This is a genomic window from Sphingomonas kyeonggiensis, assembly GCF_014196745.1.
GTDB lineage: Bacteria > Pseudomonadota > Alphaproteobacteria > Sphingomonadales > Sphingomonadaceae > Sphingomonas > Sphingomonas kyeonggiensis.
Map to the genome: position 1 here is coordinate 796,550 of NZ_JACIEH010000002.1, position 20,506 is coordinate 817,055.

At 68.1% G+C, this 20,506-nt stretch carries 15 protein-coding genes; 8 read left to right on the forward strand and 7 right to left on the reverse strand.

Going from position 1 to position 20,506, the window contains the following annotated elements; all coding sequences use genetic code 11:
* Nucleotides 1–31: 31 nt before the first annotated feature.
* Together GGR46_RS12705 and GGR46_RS12710 are read left to right on the forward strand one after the other, a co-directional pair.
* Nucleotides 32–1,279, forward strand: a complete 1,248-nt coding sequence (locus tag GGR46_RS12705; RefSeq protein WP_183998223.1) for a histidine-type phosphatase — start codon at nucleotides 32–34, stop codon at nucleotides 1,277–1,279.
* Nucleotides 1,280–1,407: 128 nt separating this feature from the next.
* Complete coding sequence (locus GGR46_RS12710) at nucleotides 1,408–2,055, forward strand: hypothetical protein (RefSeq protein WP_183998224.1); 648 nt, start codon at nucleotides 1,408–1,410, stop codon at nucleotides 2,053–2,055.
* A gap of 57 nt (nucleotides 2,056–2,112) precedes the next feature.
* On the opposite strand, the gene cyoD is transcribed toward GGR46_RS12710, so the two are convergent.
* Genes cyoD through cyoA form a run of 4 tightly spaced genes read right to left on the reverse strand, consistent with a single transcriptional unit; the run spans nucleotide 2,113 to nucleotide 6,093 of the window.
* Nucleotides 2,113–2,463 (reverse strand): cytochrome o ubiquinol oxidase subunit IV, encoded by a 351-nt coding sequence (gene cyoD, locus GGR46_RS12715; RefSeq protein WP_183998226.1) that lies wholly within the window; start codon nucleotides 2,461–2,463, stop codon nucleotides 2,113–2,115.
* Complete coding sequence (gene cyoC, locus GGR46_RS12720) at nucleotides 2,460–3,095, reverse strand: cytochrome o ubiquinol oxidase subunit III (protein ID WP_183998230.1); 636 nt, start codon at nucleotides 3,093–3,095, stop codon at nucleotides 2,460–2,462. Before cyoC ends, cyoD begins: the two co-directional genes overlap by 4 nt.
* A gap of 1 nt (nucleotide 3,096) precedes the next feature.
* The gene (cyoB, locus tag GGR46_RS12725; RefSeq protein ID WP_183998232.1) at nucleotides 3,097–5,097 is read right to left on the reverse strand and encodes a cytochrome o ubiquinol oxidase subunit I; all 2,001 of its coding nucleotides are present in this window, start codon (nucleotides 5,095–5,097) and stop codon (nucleotides 3,097–3,099) included.
* Nucleotides 5,098–5,112: 15 nt separating this feature from the next.
* The gene (cyoA, locus tag GGR46_RS12730) at nucleotides 5,113–6,093 is read right to left on the reverse strand and encodes a ubiquinol oxidase subunit II (protein WP_246426057.1); all 981 of its coding nucleotides are present in this window, start codon (nucleotides 6,091–6,093) and stop codon (nucleotides 5,113–5,115) included.
* Between the two features lie 241 nt (nucleotides 6,094–6,334).
* Here cyoA and GGR46_RS12735 point away from each other — a divergent pair, with 241 nt between their 5' ends.
* Together GGR46_RS12735 and GGR46_RS12740 are read left to right on the forward strand one after the other, a co-directional pair.
* Nucleotides 6,335–7,663, forward strand: coding sequence for an MFS transporter (locus GGR46_RS12735; protein WP_183998236.1), 1,329 nt, complete (start codon nucleotides 6,335–6,337; stop codon nucleotides 7,661–7,663).
* A gap of 41 nt (nucleotides 7,664–7,704) precedes the next feature.
* The gene (locus GGR46_RS12740; RefSeq protein ID WP_183998239.1) at nucleotides 7,705–8,145 is read left to right on the forward strand and encodes a hypothetical protein; all 441 of its coding nucleotides are present in this window, start codon (nucleotides 7,705–7,707) and stop codon (nucleotides 8,143–8,145) included.
* Nucleotides 8,146–8,224: 79 nt separating this feature from the next.
* On the opposite strand, the gene nusG is transcribed toward GGR46_RS12740, so the two are convergent.
* The 3 genes from nusG to GGR46_RS12755 all read right to left on the reverse strand — a co-directional run bounded on the left by nusG (nucleotide 8,225) and on the right by GGR46_RS12755 (nucleotide 9,743).
* The gene (gene nusG, locus GGR46_RS12745) at nucleotides 8,225–8,764 is read right to left on the reverse strand and encodes a transcription termination/antitermination protein NusG (RefSeq protein WP_183998241.1); all 540 of its coding nucleotides are present in this window, start codon (nucleotides 8,762–8,764) and stop codon (nucleotides 8,225–8,227) included.
* A gap of 28 nt (nucleotides 8,765–8,792) precedes the next feature.
* The gene (gene secE, locus GGR46_RS12750) at nucleotides 8,793–8,996 is read right to left on the reverse strand and encodes a preprotein translocase subunit SecE (RefSeq protein WP_183998242.1); all 204 of its coding nucleotides are present in this window, start codon (nucleotides 8,994–8,996) and stop codon (nucleotides 8,793–8,795) included.
* A gap of 174 nt (nucleotides 8,997–9,170) precedes the next feature.
* Nucleotides 9,171–9,743 (reverse strand): YqaA family protein, encoded by a 573-nt coding sequence (locus tag GGR46_RS12755; protein ID WP_183998244.1) that lies wholly within the window; start codon nucleotides 9,741–9,743, stop codon nucleotides 9,171–9,173.
* A gap of 307 nt (nucleotides 9,744–10,050) precedes the next feature.
* Here GGR46_RS12755 and GGR46_RS12760 point away from each other — a divergent pair, with 307 nt between their 5' ends.
* The 4 genes from GGR46_RS12760 (at nucleotide 10,051) to GGR46_RS12775 (ending at nucleotide 20,504) form a co-directional block, all read left to right on the forward strand.
* Nucleotides 10,051–10,440: a hypothetical protein gene (locus GGR46_RS12760; protein WP_183998246.1), complete on the forward strand. Its 390-nt coding sequence runs from the start codon at nucleotides 10,051–10,053 to the stop codon at nucleotides 10,438–10,440.
* A 22-nt stretch (nucleotides 10,441–10,462) separates the two neighbouring features.
* On the forward strand, nucleotides 10,463–11,245 hold the full coding sequence (locus GGR46_RS12765) for a hypothetical protein (RefSeq protein WP_183998248.1): 783 nt from the start codon (nucleotides 10,463–10,465) through the stop codon (nucleotides 11,243–11,245).
* A gap of 228 nt (nucleotides 11,246–11,473) precedes the next feature.
* Nucleotides 11,474–13,177, forward strand: coding sequence for a ShlB/FhaC/HecB family hemolysin secretion/activation protein (locus GGR46_RS12770; protein ID WP_183998251.1), 1,704 nt, complete (start codon nucleotides 11,474–11,476; stop codon nucleotides 13,175–13,177).
* Nucleotides 13,178–13,205: 28 nt separating this feature from the next.
* Nucleotides 13,206–20,504: a two-partner secretion domain-containing protein gene (locus GGR46_RS12775; RefSeq protein ID WP_183998253.1), complete on the forward strand. Its 7,299-nt coding sequence runs from the start codon at nucleotides 13,206–13,208 to the stop codon at nucleotides 20,502–20,504.
* Nucleotides 20,505–20,506 lie beyond the last annotated feature (2 nt).

A 20,506-nucleotide genomic window follows, 5' to 3' on the forward strand; every position in this document is an offset into this window, starting at 1 on the left:
GAGAGGACTGGTAGGTCGGGAGGACTGGGTGATGCGCAAGGCGATGATGTTCCGCACGCTGCTGGGCGGTATCGCCCTTGTGGTCAGCCTGGGCGGCAATGGGCCCGCCGGGCCTGCCGCCGACGCCCCGCCGCCAGGGCTTGGCGTGGACCGCGTCGTGCTGCTGATGCGACACGGCGTGCGCCCGCCGACCAAGGCGCAGCCCATGCCCGCGGGCGCGGCCGCCGATGCCTGGCCGAGCTGGCCGGTCGCGCCGGGCTGGCTCACCCCGCATGGGGGCGAGGCGGTCGGCCGGCTCGGCAGCTGGGATGGCGCGCGGCTGCGCCGGCTGGGTGTGTTGCCCGCCACCGGTTGTCCGGCGCCCGGCGCGGTTGCCGTGGTCGCCGACAGCGATCAGCGGACCATCGCCACTGCCGATGCCTGGCTCGCCGCGCTCGCGCCGGGCTGCTCCATCCCCAACCGGCACCGGCCGCAGGGCGAGGACGATCCGATCTTCTCGGCGATCGAGCAGGGGCAGGGCGGCTATGATCCCGCCGCGGCCGATGCCGGTGTCGCCGCGGAAGTCGGGCCGGGCGGCATCGCTGCGGTAGAGGCGCGCCACCACGCATTGCTGGTTTCGCTCGACAGGATCCTGTGCGGTGCCGCGAAGAACGGCTGCGGCGTGTCGGGCGAGGCTTCGAGCATCGCGCCCGCCGCTGCCGGCAAGCGGCCGAAGCTCGGCGGTGCGCTCGACCGTGCCTCCACCGCCGCGCAGATCCTGCTGCTCGAATATGGCGAGGGCAAGCCGATGGCCGAGGTCGGCTGGGGTCGCGCCACCGCGCGCGACATCGCCGCGCTCTCGGCCTTCCATGCGCTCGAATTCCGCCTGCTCGCCCGGCCCAGGGCGGTGGCTGCGGCGAACTTGAGCGGCATCGCACCGATCCTGCGGGCGGGGCTGACCGGCAGCGCGCCGGTCACACTCGTCTCGGGGCACGACACCAATGTCGCCAATCTGGGCGGGCTGCTCGACGTCCACTGGCAGGTGCCGGGTATCGCCGCCGACGATCCCGCGCCGGGCGGGGCGATCGTGCTGGAACGACTGCGCGACGCGAAGGGCGCGCTCTATGTCCGCGCGCTCTATCGTTCGCAGACGCTCGACCAGATCCGGAGCGCGACGGCGCTGGGCGCGGACGCGCCCTATCGCGCGGTGCTGGCGATCCCGGGCTGCGATGCGCGGGGGATCAAGGGCCTGTGCACGCTCGCCCAGTTCGAGGCGAAGCTGGCGCCGGCGATGCGCTGACACCTTTTCCGATCAATTGTGCCTTGCCAATTGGCCTGACCATGCTCAGTCTGGCCCAACCGGCGGCATGAGCAAAAGCTCCCACGAGACCAGCCGGGGCAACCCAGGAGGCACCTGGAGAAGATGCCATGTTCAAGCATAATCGCACGGCTGCGCTCGCGGCCACCGGTCTGATCCTCGCCACCGCCGGGGTCGCCTGGGCCTACACGACTGACGTCGATGCCCGCGGCAGCATTACCAATATCGGCGGCGGCAAGCGGTTCACCATCCAGCAGCGGACCGACAGCACCCCCGGCAGGGCCGAGCTGCGCGGCACGTCGAGCACAACCGGCGTCTCGGCGAGCGGGCGGTTCAAGCTGGTGAGCGGCGGGAAATATGTGAGCGTGATGCAGGTGCTCAACGTCGTCGCGGCGGGCGCTACCTCGGGTCCCTCCGAGCCTATCACCCAGCTCGCGGTGCGGCCCAAGTCGGGCGGCAATTTCGAATTCTACGTGGTGCAGGGCGGGCAGGTGTGCAGCGGCGCGCCGACCGTGATGATCGGCAGCTCGTACGACGTCAGCGTATCGGTGAGCACCGGGCAGACGCCGGAATATCGGATCAACGGCGTGGTCTGCAAAAAGACGAACCCGGACGGGGACAAGGCGGGAACCGTCTTTGACGGCAGCCTGAAGAGCGGGCGCCATTTCTACCCGAAGATGGGCGCCTACAACACGAGCAGCAACCAGTCCCAGAGCGGCGGCAACTCGACGATCGAGTGGACCGAGATCGCGATCTGAAGGGGTAGGGGGATCGGCCGAGCCTAGATGGTCGATCCCCCATAAGGAACGGCCTCCCTAGTGGCCGTTCCCCATATCCGGCATCGGCATCATGTTGGCGTTGAGGTGGTACATCACCCACACCGAGCCGCCGATCGTCAGGATGACGATCACCGCCGTGAACAGGAAGGCGAGCAGCGTCCATCCGCCCTCGGACCGTGTGTCGAGGTGCAGGAAGAAGACGACATGGACGATGATCTGGACGATCGCGAAGGCGAAGATCGTCGCCACGGTCCAGCCGGGCGAGAGCGGCGAGCCGTTCATCACCAGCCAGAACGGGATCACCGTCAGGACGATGGCGAGCAGCGAGCCGATGCGGTGGCCATTGCCGTGCCCGCGCGTGTCGGGCGTTTCGTGCGGGGTGCTCAACGGATCACTCCATACAGATAGACGAAGGTGAAGACGCCGATCCAGATGATGTCCAGGAAGTGCCAGAACATCGAAAGGCAGATCAGGCGGCGCCTGGTCGCGGCGTTCAGGCCGTGCTGGCCGAGCTGGATCAGCATGGTGACGATCCACACCAGGCCGATGGTCACATGGGCGCCGTGGGTGCCGACCAGGGTGAAGAAGGCCGACAGGAAGGCGCTGCGGTCCGGCCCGGCATTCTCGGCGATCAGGTGCGCAAACTCGTAGAGCTCGATCCCGACAAAGCCCGCGCCGAGCAGCCCGGTGAGCGCCAGCCAGAAGCGGACGGGGCCGACCCGCCCGGCTTCCATGTGCGGCATCGCTTCCCCGAAGGTGATCGACGAGGCGAGCAGCAGGCCGGTGTTGAGCGCGACCAGCTTCAGGTCGAAGATCTCGCGCGGGACCGGGCCGCCGGCATAGGCGCTGGCCACCACCCCGAACATCGCGAAGAGCGAGGCGAAGATGAGCGCGTCGCTCATCAGGTAGATCCAGAAGCCCAGGATCGTGGGACCGGCGGCCCCGTGATCGTGATGCCCCTCTTCCTCGGTCAGGTACCAGGTCGGCTCGGCCTGGGGTTCCAGTGCGTGGTCGGTCATGTCAGGCCCCCTGCGCAAGCAGCGTGGTGCGCTTGTCCTCGGTTGCGGCGACTTCCTCGGCGGGAATGTAATAGTCGCGCTTGAAGTTGAAGGTGTGGCCGACGGCGACCGCGAACAGGCCGGCGAAGCTGAGGGCGGCGAGCCACCAGATGTACCAGATCATCGCGAAGCCGAAGACCAGCGCCAGGCCAGACAGGATCACGCCCGCGCCGGTGTTCTTCGGCATGTGGATCGGGCGGAAGCCGCTGGTCGGGCGCGCATAGCCGCGGCTCTTCATGTCGTACCAGGCATCCAGGTCGTGGATGACGGGGGTGAACGCGAAGTTGTAGGCGGGCGGGGGCGACGAAGTCGACCATTCGAGCGTGCGGCCCTCCCACGGATCGCCGGTGGTGTCCTTGAGCTGGTCGCGCTTCAGGAAGCCGACGAGGATGCTCATCACGAAGCCGAGGATGCCGACCAGGATGATCACCGCGCCGATCGCCGCGATCACGAAGTATGGCTGGAAGCTCGGGTCGTCGAAATGGTTCACGCGGCGCGTGGTGCCCATCAGGCCGACGACGTAGATCGGCGTCCAGGCGACCCAATAGCCGATCACCCAGCCCCAGAAGGCGACCTTGCCCCAGAAGTCGTCGAGCTTGAAGCCGAAGGCCTTGGGGAACCAGTAGACCATGCCGGCGAACAGCGCGAACACGACGCCGCCGATGATCACATTGTGGAAGTGCGCCACTAGGAACAGCGAGTTGTGCAGCACGAAGTCGGCCGGCGGGATGGCGAGCAACACGCCGGTCATACCGCCCACGGTGAAGGTGAGCATGAAGGCGACCACCCACATCATCGGCAGCTCGAAGCGGATGTTGCCGCGGTACATCGTGAACAGCCAGTTGAAGATCTTCGCGCCGGTCGGGATCGAGATCACCATGGTGGCGATGCCGAAGAAGCTGTTGACCGTCGGGCCGGCGCCCATGGTGAAGAAGTGGTGCAGCCAGACCAGGTAGCTGAGGATGGTGATGACCACCGTGGCGTAGACCATCGACGAATAGCCGAACAGGCGCTTGCCGGTGAAGGTGGAGGTGATTTCGGAATAGATGCCGAATGCGGGTAGGACGAGGACATAGACCTCCGGGTGACCCCAGATCCACACCATGTTCCAGTACATCATCGGCGCGCCGCCGAGCTCGTTGGTGAAGAAGTGCGTGCCGGCATAGCGATCGAGCAGCAGTAGGAAGAAGGCCGCGGTCAGCGCCGGGAAGATGGCGATTGCGAGGACGTTCGAGCAGAGCGCGGTCCAGGTGAAGACCGGCATCTTCATCATCGTCATGCCGGGCGCGCGCATCTTGATGACGGTGGCGACCATGTTGATCGCCGAGAGTGTCGTGCCGACGCCGGCTATCTGCAGGGACCAGAGATAATAGTCCACGCCCGTGTCTGGGCTGTACTGCAATCCGGCCAGCGGTGCGTAGCTCAGCCAGCCGGTCCGCGCGAACTCGCCGACGAACAGTGAGAGCATCACCAGCAACGCGCCCGCGACCGTCAGCCAGAAGCTGAGGTTGTTGAGGAACGGAAAGGCGACGTCGCGCGCGCCGATCTGGAGCGGCATCACGAAGTTGACGATGCCGACGACCAGCGGGATCGCCACGAAGAAGATCATGATCGTCCCGTGGGCAGTGAAGATCTGATCATAATGGTGTGGCGGCAGGTAGCCGGGGTTGTCCCCGAACGCGATCGCCTGCTGGGCACGCATCATCAGGGCGTCGGAGAAGCCGCGCAGCAGCATCACGATGCCCAGGATGATGTACATGATGCCGATCTTCTTGTGATCGACGCTGGTGAACCACTCCTTCCAGAGATAGCCCCAGAGCTTGTATTTGGTCACCACGCCGACCAGGCCGAGGCCGAGCAGCGCGACGACGATGAAGGTTCCGAGCAGGATCGGCTCGTGCAGGAAGGGTAGGGACTCCAGGGACAGGCGTCCGAACACCGTCTTTGTCAGGGTGTCAGTCATGGCGGTTCCGATCGCTCAGGCCTGGGCGGCGCGCGGTGCGCCGGGCGTGCGGATGGGGGTGAGGGCGGACATACCCGGGTGGTGCTTGTCCGTGGGCTGGGCCTGGGGCTGGCCGGGCGGCTGCCCCTCCGCCGGCCGGGCGTGGCCGGGCTTGGCGCCGCGCATCATGTCGCCGCGCATCACGTCGACCATGCAGGGCTTGCCGGGCTCGGCGCACTGGTTGACGATCCTGTCGAACAGGCCCGGCGCCACGGTGGAGAAGCGCATCACCGGCACCTTCTCGCTGGGCTTGGCCAGTTCGAGATAGGCGGCGGTATCGAGATTGCCGCCGGCCTTCACGCCCGCGACCCAGGCGTCGAACTCGGCCTTGTCCACGCCGCGCAGCTTAAAGCGCATGTCCGAATAGCCGCGGCCGGTATAGTTGCCCGAATAGCCCCAGCTGTCACCGGCCTTGTTGAGCACCGCGTGCAGCTCCGACTTCATCGTCGGCATCGCATAGATCATGCCGGCGAGGGTGGGGGCGTAGAAGGTGTTGAACTGGTCGGTCGAGGTGATCGAGAAGTGCACCGGCTGGTCGACCGGCAGCGCCAGCTCGTTGACCGTGGCGATGCCGAGTTCCGGATAGATGAACAGCCATTTCCAATCCATGCCCACCGCCTGGACCTCGAGCGGCTTGGTCCCCACGGGAACCGGCTTGCCCGGCGCGATGCGCTCGAGCGGGCGGAAGGGATCGAGCAGATGGGTGCTCGTCCAGGTCACCGCGCTCAGCGCGATGATGATCAGCAGCGGGCAGGTCCAGATGATCAGCTCGAGCGTGGTCGAGTGATCGAAGTTCGGATCATAGGTCTTGTTCGGGTTGCTGCGCCGGTATTTCCAGGCGAACCAGATAGTCAGCGCCATCACCGGCACGATGATCAGCAGCATCACGCCTGTAGAGAACAGGATGAGATTGCGCTGTTGAACGGCGATGTCGCCGGTCGGGTTCATGACGACCATCTTGTCGCATCCACCCAGAATCAAGGGCAGGGCAAGAATGGAAAGGCCCCCAAAGGCCCGGCGAAGCAGCTTGGATCCTGGTCTCAGCATGCGCCCCAGCTATCCTCCCGATGCTCTTCTGCCTTTGACCGATGTCAAAGGCACGCGACTGACCATGAGCTAGGCGGGAAACTATCATGGAACTACACCGTTGCGCATCCGTGCCCGTGCAATGCGCATTGCAATGGAAGAGGACTGAGGGATGGTGGCCACGCTGAGCACCACGAATTCGACGACGCTCGAACGCGACGCCCGCCTGATCAATGCCCGCGGGCACGAAGTACGTCCGTCCGACATCGCGGTCGGCGTGATCATCGGGCGCGCATCGGAGTTCTTCGACTTCTTCGTCTATGCGATCGCGTCGGTGATCGTCTTCCCGGCCGTCATCTTCCCCTATGTCGATGCGCTGACCGGCACGCTCTATTCCTTCGCGGTGTTCGCACTGGCCTTCATCGCCCGTCCGTTCGGCGCGCTGCTGTTCGTCTGGCTCGACCGCAAGCACGGCCGCGGGGTGAAGCTGACCATCGCGATGTTCCTGCTCGGCGGATCGACTGCGGCGATGGCCTTCCTGCCGGCCTATGCCCAGGCGGGCGGCTTGGCGGTGGCGCTGCTCGCATTGTTCCGGCTCGGCCAGGGCTTCGCCCAGGGCGGCACCTGGGACGGTCTGCCCTCGCTGCTCTCGCTCAACGCCCCGCACGAGAAGCGCGGCTTCTATGCGATGATCCCGCAGCTCGGCGCGCCGATCGGTCTGTTCGTGGCCGCCGCCGTCTTCGCCTTCCTGCTCACCGCGCTGAGCCCGGCCGACTTCCTCGACTGGGGCTGGCGCTATCCCTTCTTCGTCGCCTTCGTGATCAACGTGGTGGCGCTGTTCGCCCGGCTCCGCCTGATCTCGACCCCCGAGTTCGAGCGGCTCTACGAGAGCCAGGAACTGCAGCCGACCCCGGTGGGCGAGCTGTTCCGCGAGGAAGGGCGCACCGTGATCCTGGGCGCCTTCGCTCCGCTCGCCAGCTTCGCGCTGTTCCACCTCGTCACCGTCTTCCCGCTTTCCTGGGTGGTGCTGAAGGGCGAGCCGGCCGAGCATTTCCTGGTCATCGAACTAGTCGGTGCCGTCGTCGGCCTGATCTCCGTGGTGCTCTCCGGCTATATCGCCGACCGGATCGGGCGCCGCACGCTGCTCGGCGTCTCGGCTGCCTTCATCGCCGCCTATAGCGGCTTCGCACCACAGCTGCTCGGCACCGGATCGACCGGCGAATGGGTGTACATGATCGTCGGCTTCATCCTGCTCGGCCTGTCGTTCGGCCAGTCCTCGGGCGCGGTGAATTCCAGCTTTTCGGCTAGGCGGCGCTATACCGGGGCCGGCACCACGGCGACTGCGTCCTGGTTCATCGGCGCCGGTTTCGCGCCGCTCGCCGCCTTGTTTCTGGCGAGCCATTTCGGGCTGCTCTCGGTCGGCGCCTATCTGCTCTCCGGCGCGGTCTGCACGCTGGCGGCGCTGGGGCTCAACCGCGAATGGGGCGGCAAGGAAGCCTGATTCCGCCGGATACAATGCGCCCGGCCGCGCATTGATGGGTGATGAGCCCATATGACGAGCTGCAGCGGCTGCACGCGGAGATACGGACCCAGCTCGACGAGCTTGAGGCGCTGACGGCCCGCCCGGAGCCGCCCATGCAGGAGCTCTCGGCGGTACGCCTGGCGCTCACCCGTGCCAGCCGCGCGCGGACGATGCTGCTGGACCGGCTCTATCCCGATCTGATCGCCCGGGCGGGCCAGCAGGAGCGGACCGACCTCGATGCGCTGCGGGAAGGGGCGCAGCACGACCGTTTCGCCTCGACCAAGCACATCTCGAGCTGGACGATCCGCGAGATCACCACGCGCTGGGACGATTATCGCGATGCTTCCCGGACGATGCGCGCGGCGATGCGCGAGCGGATCGGGCGGGAGGTCTCGACGGTCTATCCGCTGCTCGCCGAAACAGGCACGGCGGACGCGGAAATTCGCCCAGGTCGGGCGTAGCGACGCCTCAACGGCGAAGACAACGAAAAAGGCCGGAGCTTTCGCCCCGGCCCTTTCGTGATCCAAAAGTCGCCTGCGCTTACTTGATGCGCTCGACGTCCTCGAAGCCCAGCTCCAGCGGCGTGGCGCGGCCGAAAATCGAGATCGAGACCTTCACGCGGCTCTTGTCGTAGTCGAGCTCCTCGACCACGCCCGAGAAGGTCGCGAAGTTGCCGCTGGTGACCTTGACGGTGTCGCCGATGTCGTAATCGACCTTGACCTTCGCCTTGGGCGCGGCGGTGGCCGCCTCGTCCTTGGTGTTCAGGATGCGCGCGGCCTCGGCCTCGCTGATCGGCTGGGGCTTGCCCGACGAGCCGAGGAAGCCGGTCACCTTCGGCGTGTTCTTCACCAGGTGATAGACGTCGTCGTTCATCTCGAGCTTGGCGAGGACATAGCCCGGGAAGAACTTGCGCTCGGACTGGATCTTCTTGCCGCGGCGAACCTCGGTGACGGTCTCGGTCGGCACTTCGACCGATTCAACCAGGCGATCGAGGCCCATGCGGGTAGCGTCGGCCAGGATCTGGTCGCGGACCTTGCCCTCGAAGCCCGAATAGGCGTGGATGATGTACCAGCGCGCCATGCGTTCGTTCTTTCCCTAGTTTCTGTTCTTAGCCGCGCTGCGACAGGCGCAGCAGCGAATTGACGATGAAGTCGAAGATGGAATCGATGCCGAAGAAGAACACGCCGAGCAGCGTGGTCATGATCATCACCATCACGCCGGTCATGATCGTCTCGCGGCGCGACGGCCACACGATCTTGCGCGCTTCGGTCTGCACCTGCTTCACGAATTCGGTCGGACTGGTCTTCGCCACTGGGGCCATCCTCGCTTCAAAGTTCGCCGGCCGCGGGGCACGGGTCCGCTGCCCGGTCCTTCCTGAAGGAACCGGTGCTTTCCCACCCACGCTGTCGGATTGGGTGCTGTATCTAGCGAGTCGCGAGCGAGGGTGCAAGCTGGCGCTGAGAGGAAAAGAAACCGGCGGTTCCGCTCAGAACAGCGCGACTGCCACGAAGCCCAGCACGATCAGCGCCAGGAAGCCCCAGGCGAACAGGTCCAGCCGCTTCTCGACGAATTCCTGCACCGGCGCGCCGAAACGCTTGAGCAGCGCCGCGACGAGGAAGAAGCGCGCCCCGCGGGTGATCGTGGCGAGCAGCACGAACAGCGCGAAGGGATAGTGCGACAGGCCGCTGGCGATGGTCACCAGCTTGAAGGGGATCGGGGTGAAACCCTTCACCAGGATGATCGCCCAGCCATATTTGTTGTACTGGGCGGTGAATTCCTGGAACGCGTTGTGCTTGAAGAATTCGAGCACCTGGTTGGCGAATTCGGTGAGGAAATAGCCGATCGCATAGCCGAACATGCCGCCGACCACCGATCCGAGCGTGCAGACCGCGGCGATCATGTAGGCGCGGTCGCGGCGGGCGAGCACCATGGGCATCAGCATCGCGTCCGGCGGGATCGGGAAGAAGCTGGCCTCGGCGAACGAGACGCCGAACAGGGCCGGCAGCGCGTGGCGGTGGTGCGCCATGCGCAGCACCCAGTCGTACAGAGGTCGGAACATCGGGACCGGGCAACTCTCAGGCGTGAGGGAGGAGGCCGACCTTTATGGGCGGCGCCGGAACTTGTCCATGCCGGGCCAATAGGGTGCGTCACACCGGGCCGTTTCGGGGATAATTCGCGGCGTCTTGCTGCGACCGCGAGGAACTTTCGGGCGACGAGCGGGTTGGTGAGCGGGGTCAGAGACTGGCTCTCTGACTGTTGCGCTGCGTGGGGGAGCGGGTTTGACGCGATTTCGGCATGTCTCGATCCTGACTGCGCTAACCTCCCTCACAATTGCCTGTGCCCCAGCCGCGCATTCGTCGCGCCCGGTGCAGGCAGAGGCGAGCTTCGCGCCGCGCGGCGATCCGGCATTCGGCGATGCAGCGCCAGCGATCCGGCGGCTGCTCGCCGAGGCTGCGCCGCACCCCAAGGGTCCCCAGCATTTCTGCGCGATCGGTTATCGCGGTCCGGAGGGGGCCACGGGCTGGGTGCATTGGCGCGAGGGTGAGCGGCTGATCCTCTGGCTGGGCCGGGGCGACGGCAGTGACTCCGCGGATGCGCTGCTCCGCTCGAACCGCAACCTGAACCTCAAGACCGACGTGGTCGCCACCGAGGCCGATGTCGCGGGCAGCACCTATCTCGTCACCCGCGCCTGGGTCGCCGCGAAGCTCGCCGACTGCGTCGCCAAGGGCGACAAATACACGATCAGCGCGTCCTGAACGGCAGGCGAGGGGAAAGCAAATGGCCGATCTGCAATGGTTGTCCGGACAGTCCGTCGCGACGCCGATCGTCGCGGTGGCGGGCAATTCCCTCAAGCTGAAGGTGTTGCCCGGCCCGGGCGAGAGGCTTCCGCTGACCATCGTCTCGTCCACCCCGGCGGTCGCCGCAGGGGTCGAGGTCAACAACCGGATGGGGCCGAACTTCACCACCTTCATCCTGCACGCAGTGCTGGCCGGCCAGACCAACCTCTCGATCCGCTCGGGCGACGGGGTCGTCTATGGGCCGGTGCCGGTGCAGGTGCAGCCGGTGCTGACCCTGCCCGATCCCACCACGGATGCGGGGCTGCTCGCCCGTCTGCTGCTCGCCGAGGCGCCCAATCCCACGTTGGTGGCGGCCAACGCCCAGGCGCAGCTCGCCGAATCGATGCGGCTGATGCGCGTCGTGGTCGAGAACCGCCGGGCCAAGCCGTCGAACCGCTGGGGATCGCAGGGCGCGACCAGCCTGGGCGACGTGATCCGCGCGCCGGGCCAGTTCCACGGGCTGGGCAGCTATCCGACGATCGCGGGCGACGTCTCGTCCAACATCGCCAATATCTTGCGCCTGGCCAACGAGGCGGGTGACCAGCGCCAGCCGGTGCTGCGCGCGCATGTCGAGGCAGTGCTTCAGATCGCCCGCGGGCCGCGTCCACCCGACCCGACCGGCGGCAAGCTCTACTGGTGGCGCACCGCCGGCAGCGGGGCGCCGAGCAGCGATGTGGTGCTTTACAAGACGCTCGCGGGAAACAGTTTCTATCAGGAGCGTTGAATGTTCCGGTCTCGACACAAACCTGAAAGATTAACTTACTAACAGTTGTGCAGATATCGGGTTATCGCATAGTAAAATAATAATAAATCATAATAGAATCGCGGATTTCGCGGTCGTGGGTTCGTGCGTTCAACAGTGGCGCCTCTCGGGTGTCACAGGCGTTCTAAGGGGAAGCGCGGCGTGCATCGTTCAGGGTGGTTCTATCGTAATGGTTGTGGTGCGAGCGCCTTGCTGGCTGGCCTGCTGTGGAGCGGCGCGGCCGCGGCGCAGACCAATCCGTCGCAGCAGAGCCTGCCGTCGCCCGAGCAGGTGACGCCGCCGACGCCGGAGATCCAGAAGCGCTCGAGCGTCAATGTCGACTCGCGCGGCGCCTTCCAGGCCGAGACCTGCCCGTTCGACGATTCCCCGTTGCGGCTGGATTTGAAGAAGGTCGAGTTCTCGCGGCCCGACGGTTCGGCGCTGCAGCCCGAGATCGCGGCGGCGATATCGGACCTCAAGCTGCCGAGCGGCGACCAGTCGATCCGAGTGGTCTGCGAGCTGCGCGACAACGTCAACGCGGCGCTACGCCGGCGCGGATGGATCGCCTCGGTGCAGATTCCGGCGCAGGAGATCACCGACGGGGTGCTCCGGCTGCAGATCGTCACGGCGCGGATGGTCGAGACGCGAGTGCGCGGCAATCCCGGGCCGTACGACAAGCTGCTGCGCGAGCGGCTGGCCCAGCTCCAGGCCTATGACCCGCTCAACGAGCGCACCGTCGAGCGGCTGCTACTGCTCGCCGGCGACGTGCCCGGGCTCGACGTGCAGCTGGCGCTGCGCCCGGCCGGTGGCAAGCAGGGCGACGTGATCGGCGAAGTGACGATCAATTATCGCCGCTTCACCGTGCTCGCCAATGCGCAGAACTACAATTCGAAGGTGCTCGGCCGCGAGACCGCCTATGTGCGCGGCGAATATTACGGCCTGACCGGCATGGCCGACCTGACCTATTTCGGCGTGTCGAGCACCGCCGATTTCCAGGAGCAGAAGATCCTCCAGGCCGGCCACATCATCGGCCTGGACGGCAAGGGCACCACCTTTGGCGGGCGGGTGAGCTATGCCTGGTCGCGTCCTGATCTCGGCGCGCTCGACTATCGGACCGACACGCTGATCGCCGGTTTCGACCTCACCCGGCCACTGGTCCGCTCGCTCAACACCAATGTCTCGGTGGGTGCCGGCTTCGACTATATCGACCAGTACACCAACATCTATTCGGGCGACGCCAAGCTGCCGCTGACCCGCGACAAGATGCGGATCGTCTATGCCAGCATGAGCGGCGACATGCGCGATCTCCGGCTGGACGGCAGCGTGATCTGGTCGTTGCGGACGGCGGTGGAGTTGCGGAAGGGATTCGAAATCCTCGGCGCGTCGAAGACTGGATTCGTCGATGGGCACGTCCAGTCGCGCATCGACGGCAATTCGGCCGCGTTCGTCGCGCGCGGCAGCGTCGAGGGGATCGTCGGGCCGAGCCCGTGGTTCCGGCTGATCGGCAAGGGCCAGGTACAGTGGACCGACGTCTCGCTGCTCAACTACGAGGAATTCTCGCTCGGCAACCTGACGATCGGGCGCGGCTACGACCCGGGCGCGAACAGCGGCGACCGGGCAGTGGGCCTGAGCGCCGAGGCGGAGTTCACCCTGCCGATCTCGCAGCGCTTCACCGTGCAGCCCTTCGGCTTCTACGACTTCGTCTATCTCGACAATCTCGACCGCGGCGCGACCGAGCGCAACCGCAAGCTCTCCAGCTTCGGCGGCGGCGTGCGGCTGACCCTGCCCGGCATGGCGCTGCTCGAGGTCACCTATGCCCATCCCAAGGACAAGGCGCTGACGATCGACCAGCGGCGCCCGTCCGACCGCCTGCTTTTGTCCCTGTCGCTGCGGTTCAGCGACACCGCCCGCTGATTTTCGCCGGTAGTTCGAGGAGCGTATCATGACGACCAACCCCGGCCAGGCCCGCACCGCGCGATCCTCGACCCTGCGGGCGCTGGCATTGTCCACCGCGCTCGCCGGCAGCATGACGCTGCTGCCGACGGCGGCGCGCGCGCAGAACAACACGCCGGCCAATCCCGGCACCATCACCGTGGGGCCCGGCGGCTCAGCCCCGGTCTTCACCGGACCGACCAACGGCTCCTCGACCAACATGAACGTCGATCTGCGCGCGCAGAGCACGATCATCGAATGGCAGCGGTTCAACATCGCCCAGGGCTCGAGCGTGACCTTCGGCACCGGGCTGGCGGGCGACGTCGCGGTGCTCAACCGCGTGACCGGGGGCTCGCTCAGCACCATCGCCGGCGCGCTCAATTCGGATGCGAACGTCAGCGTGTTCCTGGTCAATCCCAACGGGATCATGGTCAGCGGCACGGGCAGCGTATCGACCGGCTCGTTCGTCGCCTCGACCCGCGACATCTCGAACAGCGATTTCATCAACGGCGCCTACCAGTTCTCGGGCAATGGCAGCAGCGGGATCACCGTCAACGGCAGCATCACCACGCGCGGCACCGGCATCGGCCTGATCCTGCTCGGCGCGCAGGTGGTCTCCAACGGCACGCTCGATTCGGGCACCCAGGACGTCGCGCTGGTCGCCGCCGATGACGTGACGCTGAACTTCACCCCGGGCAGCCCGCTCGGCATCCAGATCACCCGCGGCACCAATGTCAGCCAGGCGATGCAGATCGTCGGCGGATCGATCCAGGGCCGCAACGTCTATTTCGCGATGGCGACGCGGGGTTCCGCGACCAACTCGCTGCTCCGCATCGACGGCGATGTCCGCGCTGTCGCGGGCGACAAGGGCATCGTCATCGTCGGCGGCCAGTCCTCGATCGACCCGGACATCCAGGCGACCGGCATCAACACCAACAACGATGTCGGCGTCACCGTCGGCGGATCGCTGACCTATACCGGTTCGGCCGCCAATGCCGGCGTGCATATCGGCGGAACCGATACGGTTACCGTCGCCGGCACGGTCAGCAGCGGCGGCGACTACAAGGTGCGCGGGCCGAGCGTGACGCTGGGCAAGGCCAGCACCACCTTGCTCCAGCAGGCGCAGGGCGGAGTTTCGATCACCGCCTATGACGGCGACATCACCGGCCTGGGCTCGCTGACCCTGATCGCCGACCGCTCGGGCGCGGGCGGCAGGCCGCTGGTGCTCGATGCCGATGGCGACATAGATTTCGGCAGTGGTACCACGCTGAACGCGGGCGGCTCGAGCCTCGCCTCGGCGGTCAACATCTTCAGCGGCAGCCGCAATGGCAATGTCCGGCTCGGCGACGTCAGCGGGTTGCGGATCGATGGCGGCCTGTCGGGCGGCGCGCTGGAAGGCAAGCTGGTCCGCGCGGCGAATATCCTGGGCAATGGCGGCGACATCACGCTCGGCAACGTGACCCTGGCGGACGCGGCGACGATCGAGGCCGACGACCTGACCCTGACCAGCCTGACCGCGCCGGGCGCGGTGTCGCTCAAGGCGGCGAACGCGCTGCGCGCCGGATCGGTGCGCTCGACCGGCGGCACGGTGACGATGGAGGCCAGCACGCTGAGCGGCGTGCCGGCGGGCAGCCGGGCGAACGTCTCGGCGACGGGCACGGCCACCATCGATGTGAACGGCAGCGCGCTGCTCGGCACGGTGGAGTCGATCGGCGACCTGGTATCGGTCACGGCGGGCTCGCTCGATGTCTCCAGCGTGAGTGCGGCGACCGGGGCAACGCTCATCACCAACACCGGCGACGCGCGGGTCGGCGGGATCAGCGTGTCGGCCGGATCGGCATCGGTGAACGCCGATGACGACGCCTTCGTCACCGGTGCCGTGACGGTTTCCGGCAGCTACAATGTCACCGGCGACGCGGTGACGCTGGCCGGCACCCAGGCGGCGGGCGGCGCGGTGACGATCACCGGCCGCAGCAACGGCACGATCGGCAACAGCGGCTCGCTGAACCTCACCGCCAATTCGGATGGCGTCGGCGCCGAGGCGCTGACGCTGCAGGGGCGGATGAACCTGAACAGCACCAGCACGCTGAATGGCGGCAGTGCCCGGCAGTCGGCTGTGGTGATCTCCACCCCCGCGAACAGCGACATCTCGCTCGGCAACGTCAACGGCGCCTCGCTGGCGATCGCGGGCGGCGCCAACCTCACCGGCGATCTCGTCCTCGGCAACGTCGACACCACCGCCGACTTGAGCTTCGTCTCGAGCCAGTCGATCAGCGCCGGCAACCTGACCAGCGGTGGGCTGGTCAGCCTGCAGGCACCGGTGCTCGTCACCGGAGATATCCAGGCGGCGACCAGCGTGGCGCTGAGCGGCCGCCAGATCGACTTCGGCGCGATCAACGCGGCCAGCGCGACGCTGGCGACGACCGGCACCAGCGGCACGCGGCGCCTCAACGGCCTGTCGATCACCACCAGCGGCGCGGTGACGCTGACCAGCGCGAGCGGCGCGATCACGGTGGATGCGATCACCGCCGGCGGCGGGCTGGGCGTGACCTCGGCCGGTACGGTCTCGTTCAATACCGTGGGCGTGACCGGCGACGCGACGATCACCACCACCGGCGCGAACGATATCGGCCTGACCTCGCTCACTGCGACCGGCGCGGTCTCGCTGACCAGCGGCGACGACATCGCCGCCGGATCGGTGACCAGCAGCGGCGGCACGGTGACGATCAACGCGGCGGACGACCTGACCGGCGTCGGCGGCGGACGGGGCGCCTTGAGCGCAGCCGGCGCGCTGGCGGTGACGGCGGGCGGCGACGCCCGGCTCGGCACGGTCAGCGGCAACACGGTCAACGTCCAGGCAGTGACGATCGATGCGGGCGCGGTGAGCGGCCCGGCGGGGATCACGCTGAACGCGACCGGTGGGACGCTCGATCTCGCCGGCTTGTCGACCACCGCGGGCAATGTCAGCGTCACGGCGAGCGGCGCGGTGACGGTGGACGGGCCGGTTTCGATCACTGGCGATTACGTGGTCAACGGCAGGGGTGTCACGCTGGGCGGCGTCCAGGGGGCGACCGGCGCGGTCGACATCACCGCAAGCGGCGCTGGCAACACCATCTCCAGCCTTGCCGGGCTGCAGCTCACCGCCAATTCCGACGGTTTGGGTACCGAGGCGCTGACCCTGCACGGCGGCGCCAATCTTGGCGCGGACAGCCTGTTGCGCGGCGGGCCGGGCCGCCAGTCGCAGGTCGTGATCGATTCGAGCGCGGCGGGCAATTTCCGGCTGGGCGACGTCGATGCCGGCGGGCTGGTGATCGCAGGCGGCGCACCGCTGAGCGGCAGCCTGACCTTCGGCAACGTCATCACCACGGGCGCCGTGACCCTGGTCGTCGATGGCGGGATCACCGGAGCCGGGATCACCAGCACCGGCGGCGCGGTCTCGCTGAGCGGCGCGGGCGGCGCGACCGTCGGCACGCTGTCTGGCTCCACCGTCGATGTGGCGATGCAGGGCAATGTCAGCATCGACAGCTTCACCGCCACGGCGGGCGCGGCGAACCTGGGCTCGACCGGCGGGATCGTGACGCTGAAGTCGGGCTCCGCGACCGGCGATGTGCGGGTCCAGGGCCTGGGCGCGGTATCGATCGCCGATGCGATCACCGCGGGCGGCGACTACCGGGTGCGCGGCGCATCGGTGGCGCTGGGCGTGGACAATGGCAATGAGATCCAGTCGGCCGGCGGCACGGTGGACATCACCGCCACCAGCGGCGCGATCACCGGCGGCACCGGGCTGACGCTGCGCAGCGGCACCGGCGCGCTGATCCTCGACGGCGCGGGCGGGATCGATTTCGGCGCGGGCGTGCTCCAGGCGGGCGCGAGCGGCACCGGGCAGCTCGGGCTGCGGGCGGGCAATGGCCAGACGATCGACCTGGGCGACAGCGTCAAGGTCGGCACGATCGGTTCGGTCGATGCCGGGCACACGGCGATCGCTGCCGCGCTGACCCATAACGGCAATCTGCGCTTCGGCACGCTCGACGCGGTCAATGCCGTGGACATCCGCCTGACCAGCGGCAACCTGATCGGCACCGCGCTGAACGGCGCGGGCACGGTGGCGATCGATACCGGCAGCGGCGGGATCGACCTCGGCACGCTCCACGGCACCACGCTGACCGTGAACGGCGGTGCGCTGACCGGCGGCTCGTGGACCGCGAGCGGCAATGCAGTGCTCACCGGCGGCACGATCGCCCTGGTCACCTTCGACAGCACCGGCGGCGCGGCCAGCGCCACCACCAGCGCGGGCACGCTCTCGATCGACACCGCCCATGCCGCGACCGACCTGACACTGACCGCCAATGGCGGCGGAGACCTCTCGGTGGGCACCGCGAGCGCGGCCGGCAACGTCACGCTGGTGGCGCTTGGCGGCGACATCCTCACCGACAGCGCCACCGCCGGCGCGACGCTGACGCTGAAGTCGGGTGGCGACATCCTCGGGCGCAGCGGCGCCAATCCGGGTCTGTCGGGCACCGATGTCGTGCTCGAGGTGGTCGGCAACCTGACCACCGGCAGCATCACCTCGCCGGGCGGTCTGAGCATCACCTCGGGTTCGATGAACATCGGCAGCGTGAGTGCCGGCACCGCGCTCAGCCTGACCGCGTCGAACGGCGCGATGACGCTGGGCAGTGCCAGTGCAGGCACCGCGATCAGCCTGACCGCGAGCGGCGCGATCGATGTCGGCACGCTGACCAGCGGCGCGGGCGCGACGCTTGGCGCCGGCGGTGCGCTTTCGGTGCACCAGCTGACCGCGCCTGGGGCGGTGACCGCCACGGCCGGTGGTGCGCTCACGCTCGACACGGTGCAGGCGGCGAGCCTGGCCACCCATGCCGCCTCGGCGACGCTCGGCACGCTCACCCTGGGCACGCTGGCGCTCACGGGCGGATCGGCCAGCATCACCGACGCGACGGTGAGCGGTGCGGTGACCAGCGACCTGACCGGCGCGCTCGACATCGGCACGCTGGGCGCCGCCGACGTGACGCTCAAGGCGGGCAGCGTCCGCGCCGACAGCCTGACCGCCGGCACGCTGGGCGTGACCGCGGGCAGCATCGACCTGACCGATGCCGTCGTGACCGGCACCGCCACGCTGACCGCGAGCGGTGCGCTCGATGTCGATACGCTGAAGGCAGGCAGCGCGGTGCTCCAGGCGGGCAATGCGACCCTGGGCACGCTGACGCTGGGCACGCTCACCCTGACCGGCGGATCGGCGAGCATCGCCAATGCGACAGTCACCGGCGCGACCTCGGCGGACCTGACCGGGGCGCTGGCGATCGACACGCTGACCGGCGCCGGCGTGACGCTCAAGGCGGGCGGCATCACCGCGAACACGCTCACCGCCAGCGGCGTGACCACGCTGACCGGCGGCACGGGCGGCGTCGATCTCGGCCAGCTCAAGGGCACCGGGGCGATCACGATCGGATCGGCGGGCAATGTCTCGGTCGATGGCTGGCAGGCGCCGGCCGGGCTGACGATCACCGCGACCAACGACGTGGCGCTCGGCACCGGCACGGCGAGCGCGCTGACCGTGACCGGACGCGGCATCACCGTCACCGACGCCACGATTGCCGGCGCGGCGACGCTCACCGCGAGCGGGGCGCTGAACGTGCAGGCGCTGCGCGGCGGCAACCTCGCCTTCCGGGCGGCGAGCATCACCGCCGACGGGCTGACCGCCACCGGCACCGCGTCGCTGACCAGCACCACCGGCACGATCGACCTCGGCACGCTGAGCGGCGCCGGCGCGATCACTCTGGGCTCGGCGGATGGCGTCGTGATCGATAGCTGGCAGGCACCGGCGGGGATGACGATCACCGCCGCCAATGCGGTCAATCTCGGCACCGGCACGGCGAGCGCGCTCACCGTGACCGCGGGCAGCATCCAGCTCGCCGACGGCAATGTGACGGGCGACGCCAATCTCACCGCGAGCGGCGCGCTGGGCATCGGCAAGCTGCGCGCGGCCAACGCGGTGCTGAAGGGCGGCAGCGCGACGCTGGGCACGCTGACCCTGGGCGGGCTGACCCTGACCGGCGGATCGGCGACGATCACCGACGCGACGGTGAGCGGAACCGCTTCGATCGACCTGAGCGGCGCGCTCGGCATCGACAAGCTGACCGCCGCCACCGCGACCCTGCTCGCGGGCGGCACCGCGACGCTCGGCAACATCACCGGCACCAGCGCGCTGACCGTACGAGCGGGGGACCTGGTGCTGAACGGCACGCTCAAGGCGCCGACCGTGACGGTGGGCAGCCGCGATGCCGCGGGCGGCCTGCGCCTCGGCGCCGCCGCCGATGCCGCGGGGCCGGGCCTGGGGCTGAGCGAGAGCGAGATCGCGAAGATCGACGCCGATCGCGCGGTGTTCGACGGGGGCAGCGGCGAAGTGCGGGTGGGCACGCTGAAGTTCGGCGCGCAGACCGGGCGCAGCCATGTCGACATCCTCACCACCGGCGACCTGAAGGTGGTCGGCGTGGTCGAAGGCGAGGGGGCCGGGCGGCTGTTCCGCTTCGGCGGCACGGCGACCGACAATACGCTGGCGAAGACGATCCAGATCCTCGCCACCGCCGATGCGGGCGGGCGGCTGTTCTTCGGCAATGCCGACCTCGAGCTGCGCGGCGCCAAGATCGCGCTCGGCCAGAGCGGGCTGCTCGACCTGTTGTTCGCCAATGGCGGCGCCTCGGCCGACCAGGCGGCGGGGCTGATCGGCAATTCCAACTCGCCGCTCTACAGCGCGCTGGCCGGCGGATCGCCCTATGTGCAGGGCGAGGAGACCACGCTCACCGCCGGGCGGCTGACGGTGCGGTTCGACGACTTCGCGCTGTTCCAGAACACCGGCACCCGCGGGTTCAACACCGGCGTGGCGCTGGGCGGCAGCACGAGCGGCGGGGCGACGCTCAGCCTGATCGGTCCGGGCGGCGGCAAGCGGACCGCCTTCGCGATGTTCGGCACGATCAACGGCATCGGCGGCACCTCCACCGCGGTGCTCGGCAACACGGTGATCAATTCCACCGGCATCGACCTGGTCAATGCCCGGGTGAACGGCTGCGTGCTCGGCACCGCGGCCGGCTGCCTGACCACGACGATCTCCCAGCCGACCCTCAACGTGTTCGACCCGGGCCGTCTGGTGGTGTTCCGGGCCGAGGCCGACTTCACCCTGCCGTTCGATCCGGTGATCGGCAGCAACAACGAGGCGCTGTTCGCCGGCGTCGGCTCGATCGCCGAGCCCGGCGAGCCGGGGATCGAGCCCCAGCCCATGCCCCAGGAGCAGAAGTGACG

What these genes read in the sequence shown, in the direction of transcription:
- cyoA (WP_246426057.1), bottom strand. Translation starts at nt 6,093, where the DNA reads ATGGTCGTCATGAACCCGACCGGCGACATCGCCGTTCAACAGCGCAAT.
- nusG (WP_183998241.1), bottom strand. Translation starts at nt 8,764, where the DNA reads ATGGCGCGCTGGTACATCATCCACGCCTATTCGGGCTTCGAGGGCAAG.
- GGR46_RS12755 (WP_183998244.1), bottom strand. Translation starts at nt 9,743, where the DNA reads ATGTTCCGACCTCTGTACGACTGGGTGCTGCGCATGGCGCACCACCGC.
- GGR46_RS12740 (WP_183998239.1), top strand. Translation starts at nt 7,705, where the DNA reads ATGAGCCCATATGACGAGCTGCAGCGGCTGCACGCGGAGATACGGACC.
- GGR46_RS12705 (WP_183998223.1), top strand. Translation starts at nt 32, where the DNA reads ATGCGCAAGGCGATGATGTTCCGCACGCTGCTGGGCGGTATCGCCCTT.
- cyoB (WP_183998232.1), bottom strand. Translation starts at nt 5,097, where the DNA reads ATGACTGACACCCTGACAAAGACGGTGTTCGGACGCCTGTCCCTGGAG.
- cyoC (WP_183998230.1), bottom strand. Translation starts at nt 3,095, where the DNA reads ATGACCGACCACGCACTGGAACCCCAGGCCGAGCCGACCTGGTACCTG.
- GGR46_RS12735 (WP_183998236.1), top strand. Translation starts at nt 6,335, where the DNA reads ATGGTGGCCACGCTGAGCACCACGAATTCGACGACGCTCGAACGCGAC.
- GGR46_RS12710 (WP_183998224.1), top strand. Translation starts at nt 1,408, where the DNA reads ATGTTCAAGCATAATCGCACGGCTGCGCTCGCGGCCACCGGTCTGATC.
- GGR46_RS12775 (WP_183998253.1), top strand. Translation starts at nt 13,206, where the DNA reads ATGACGACCAACCCCGGCCAGGCCCGCACCGCGCGATCCTCGACCCTG.
- GGR46_RS12765 (WP_183998248.1), top strand. Translation starts at nt 10,463, where the DNA reads ATGGCCGATCTGCAATGGTTGTCCGGACAGTCCGTCGCGACGCCGATC.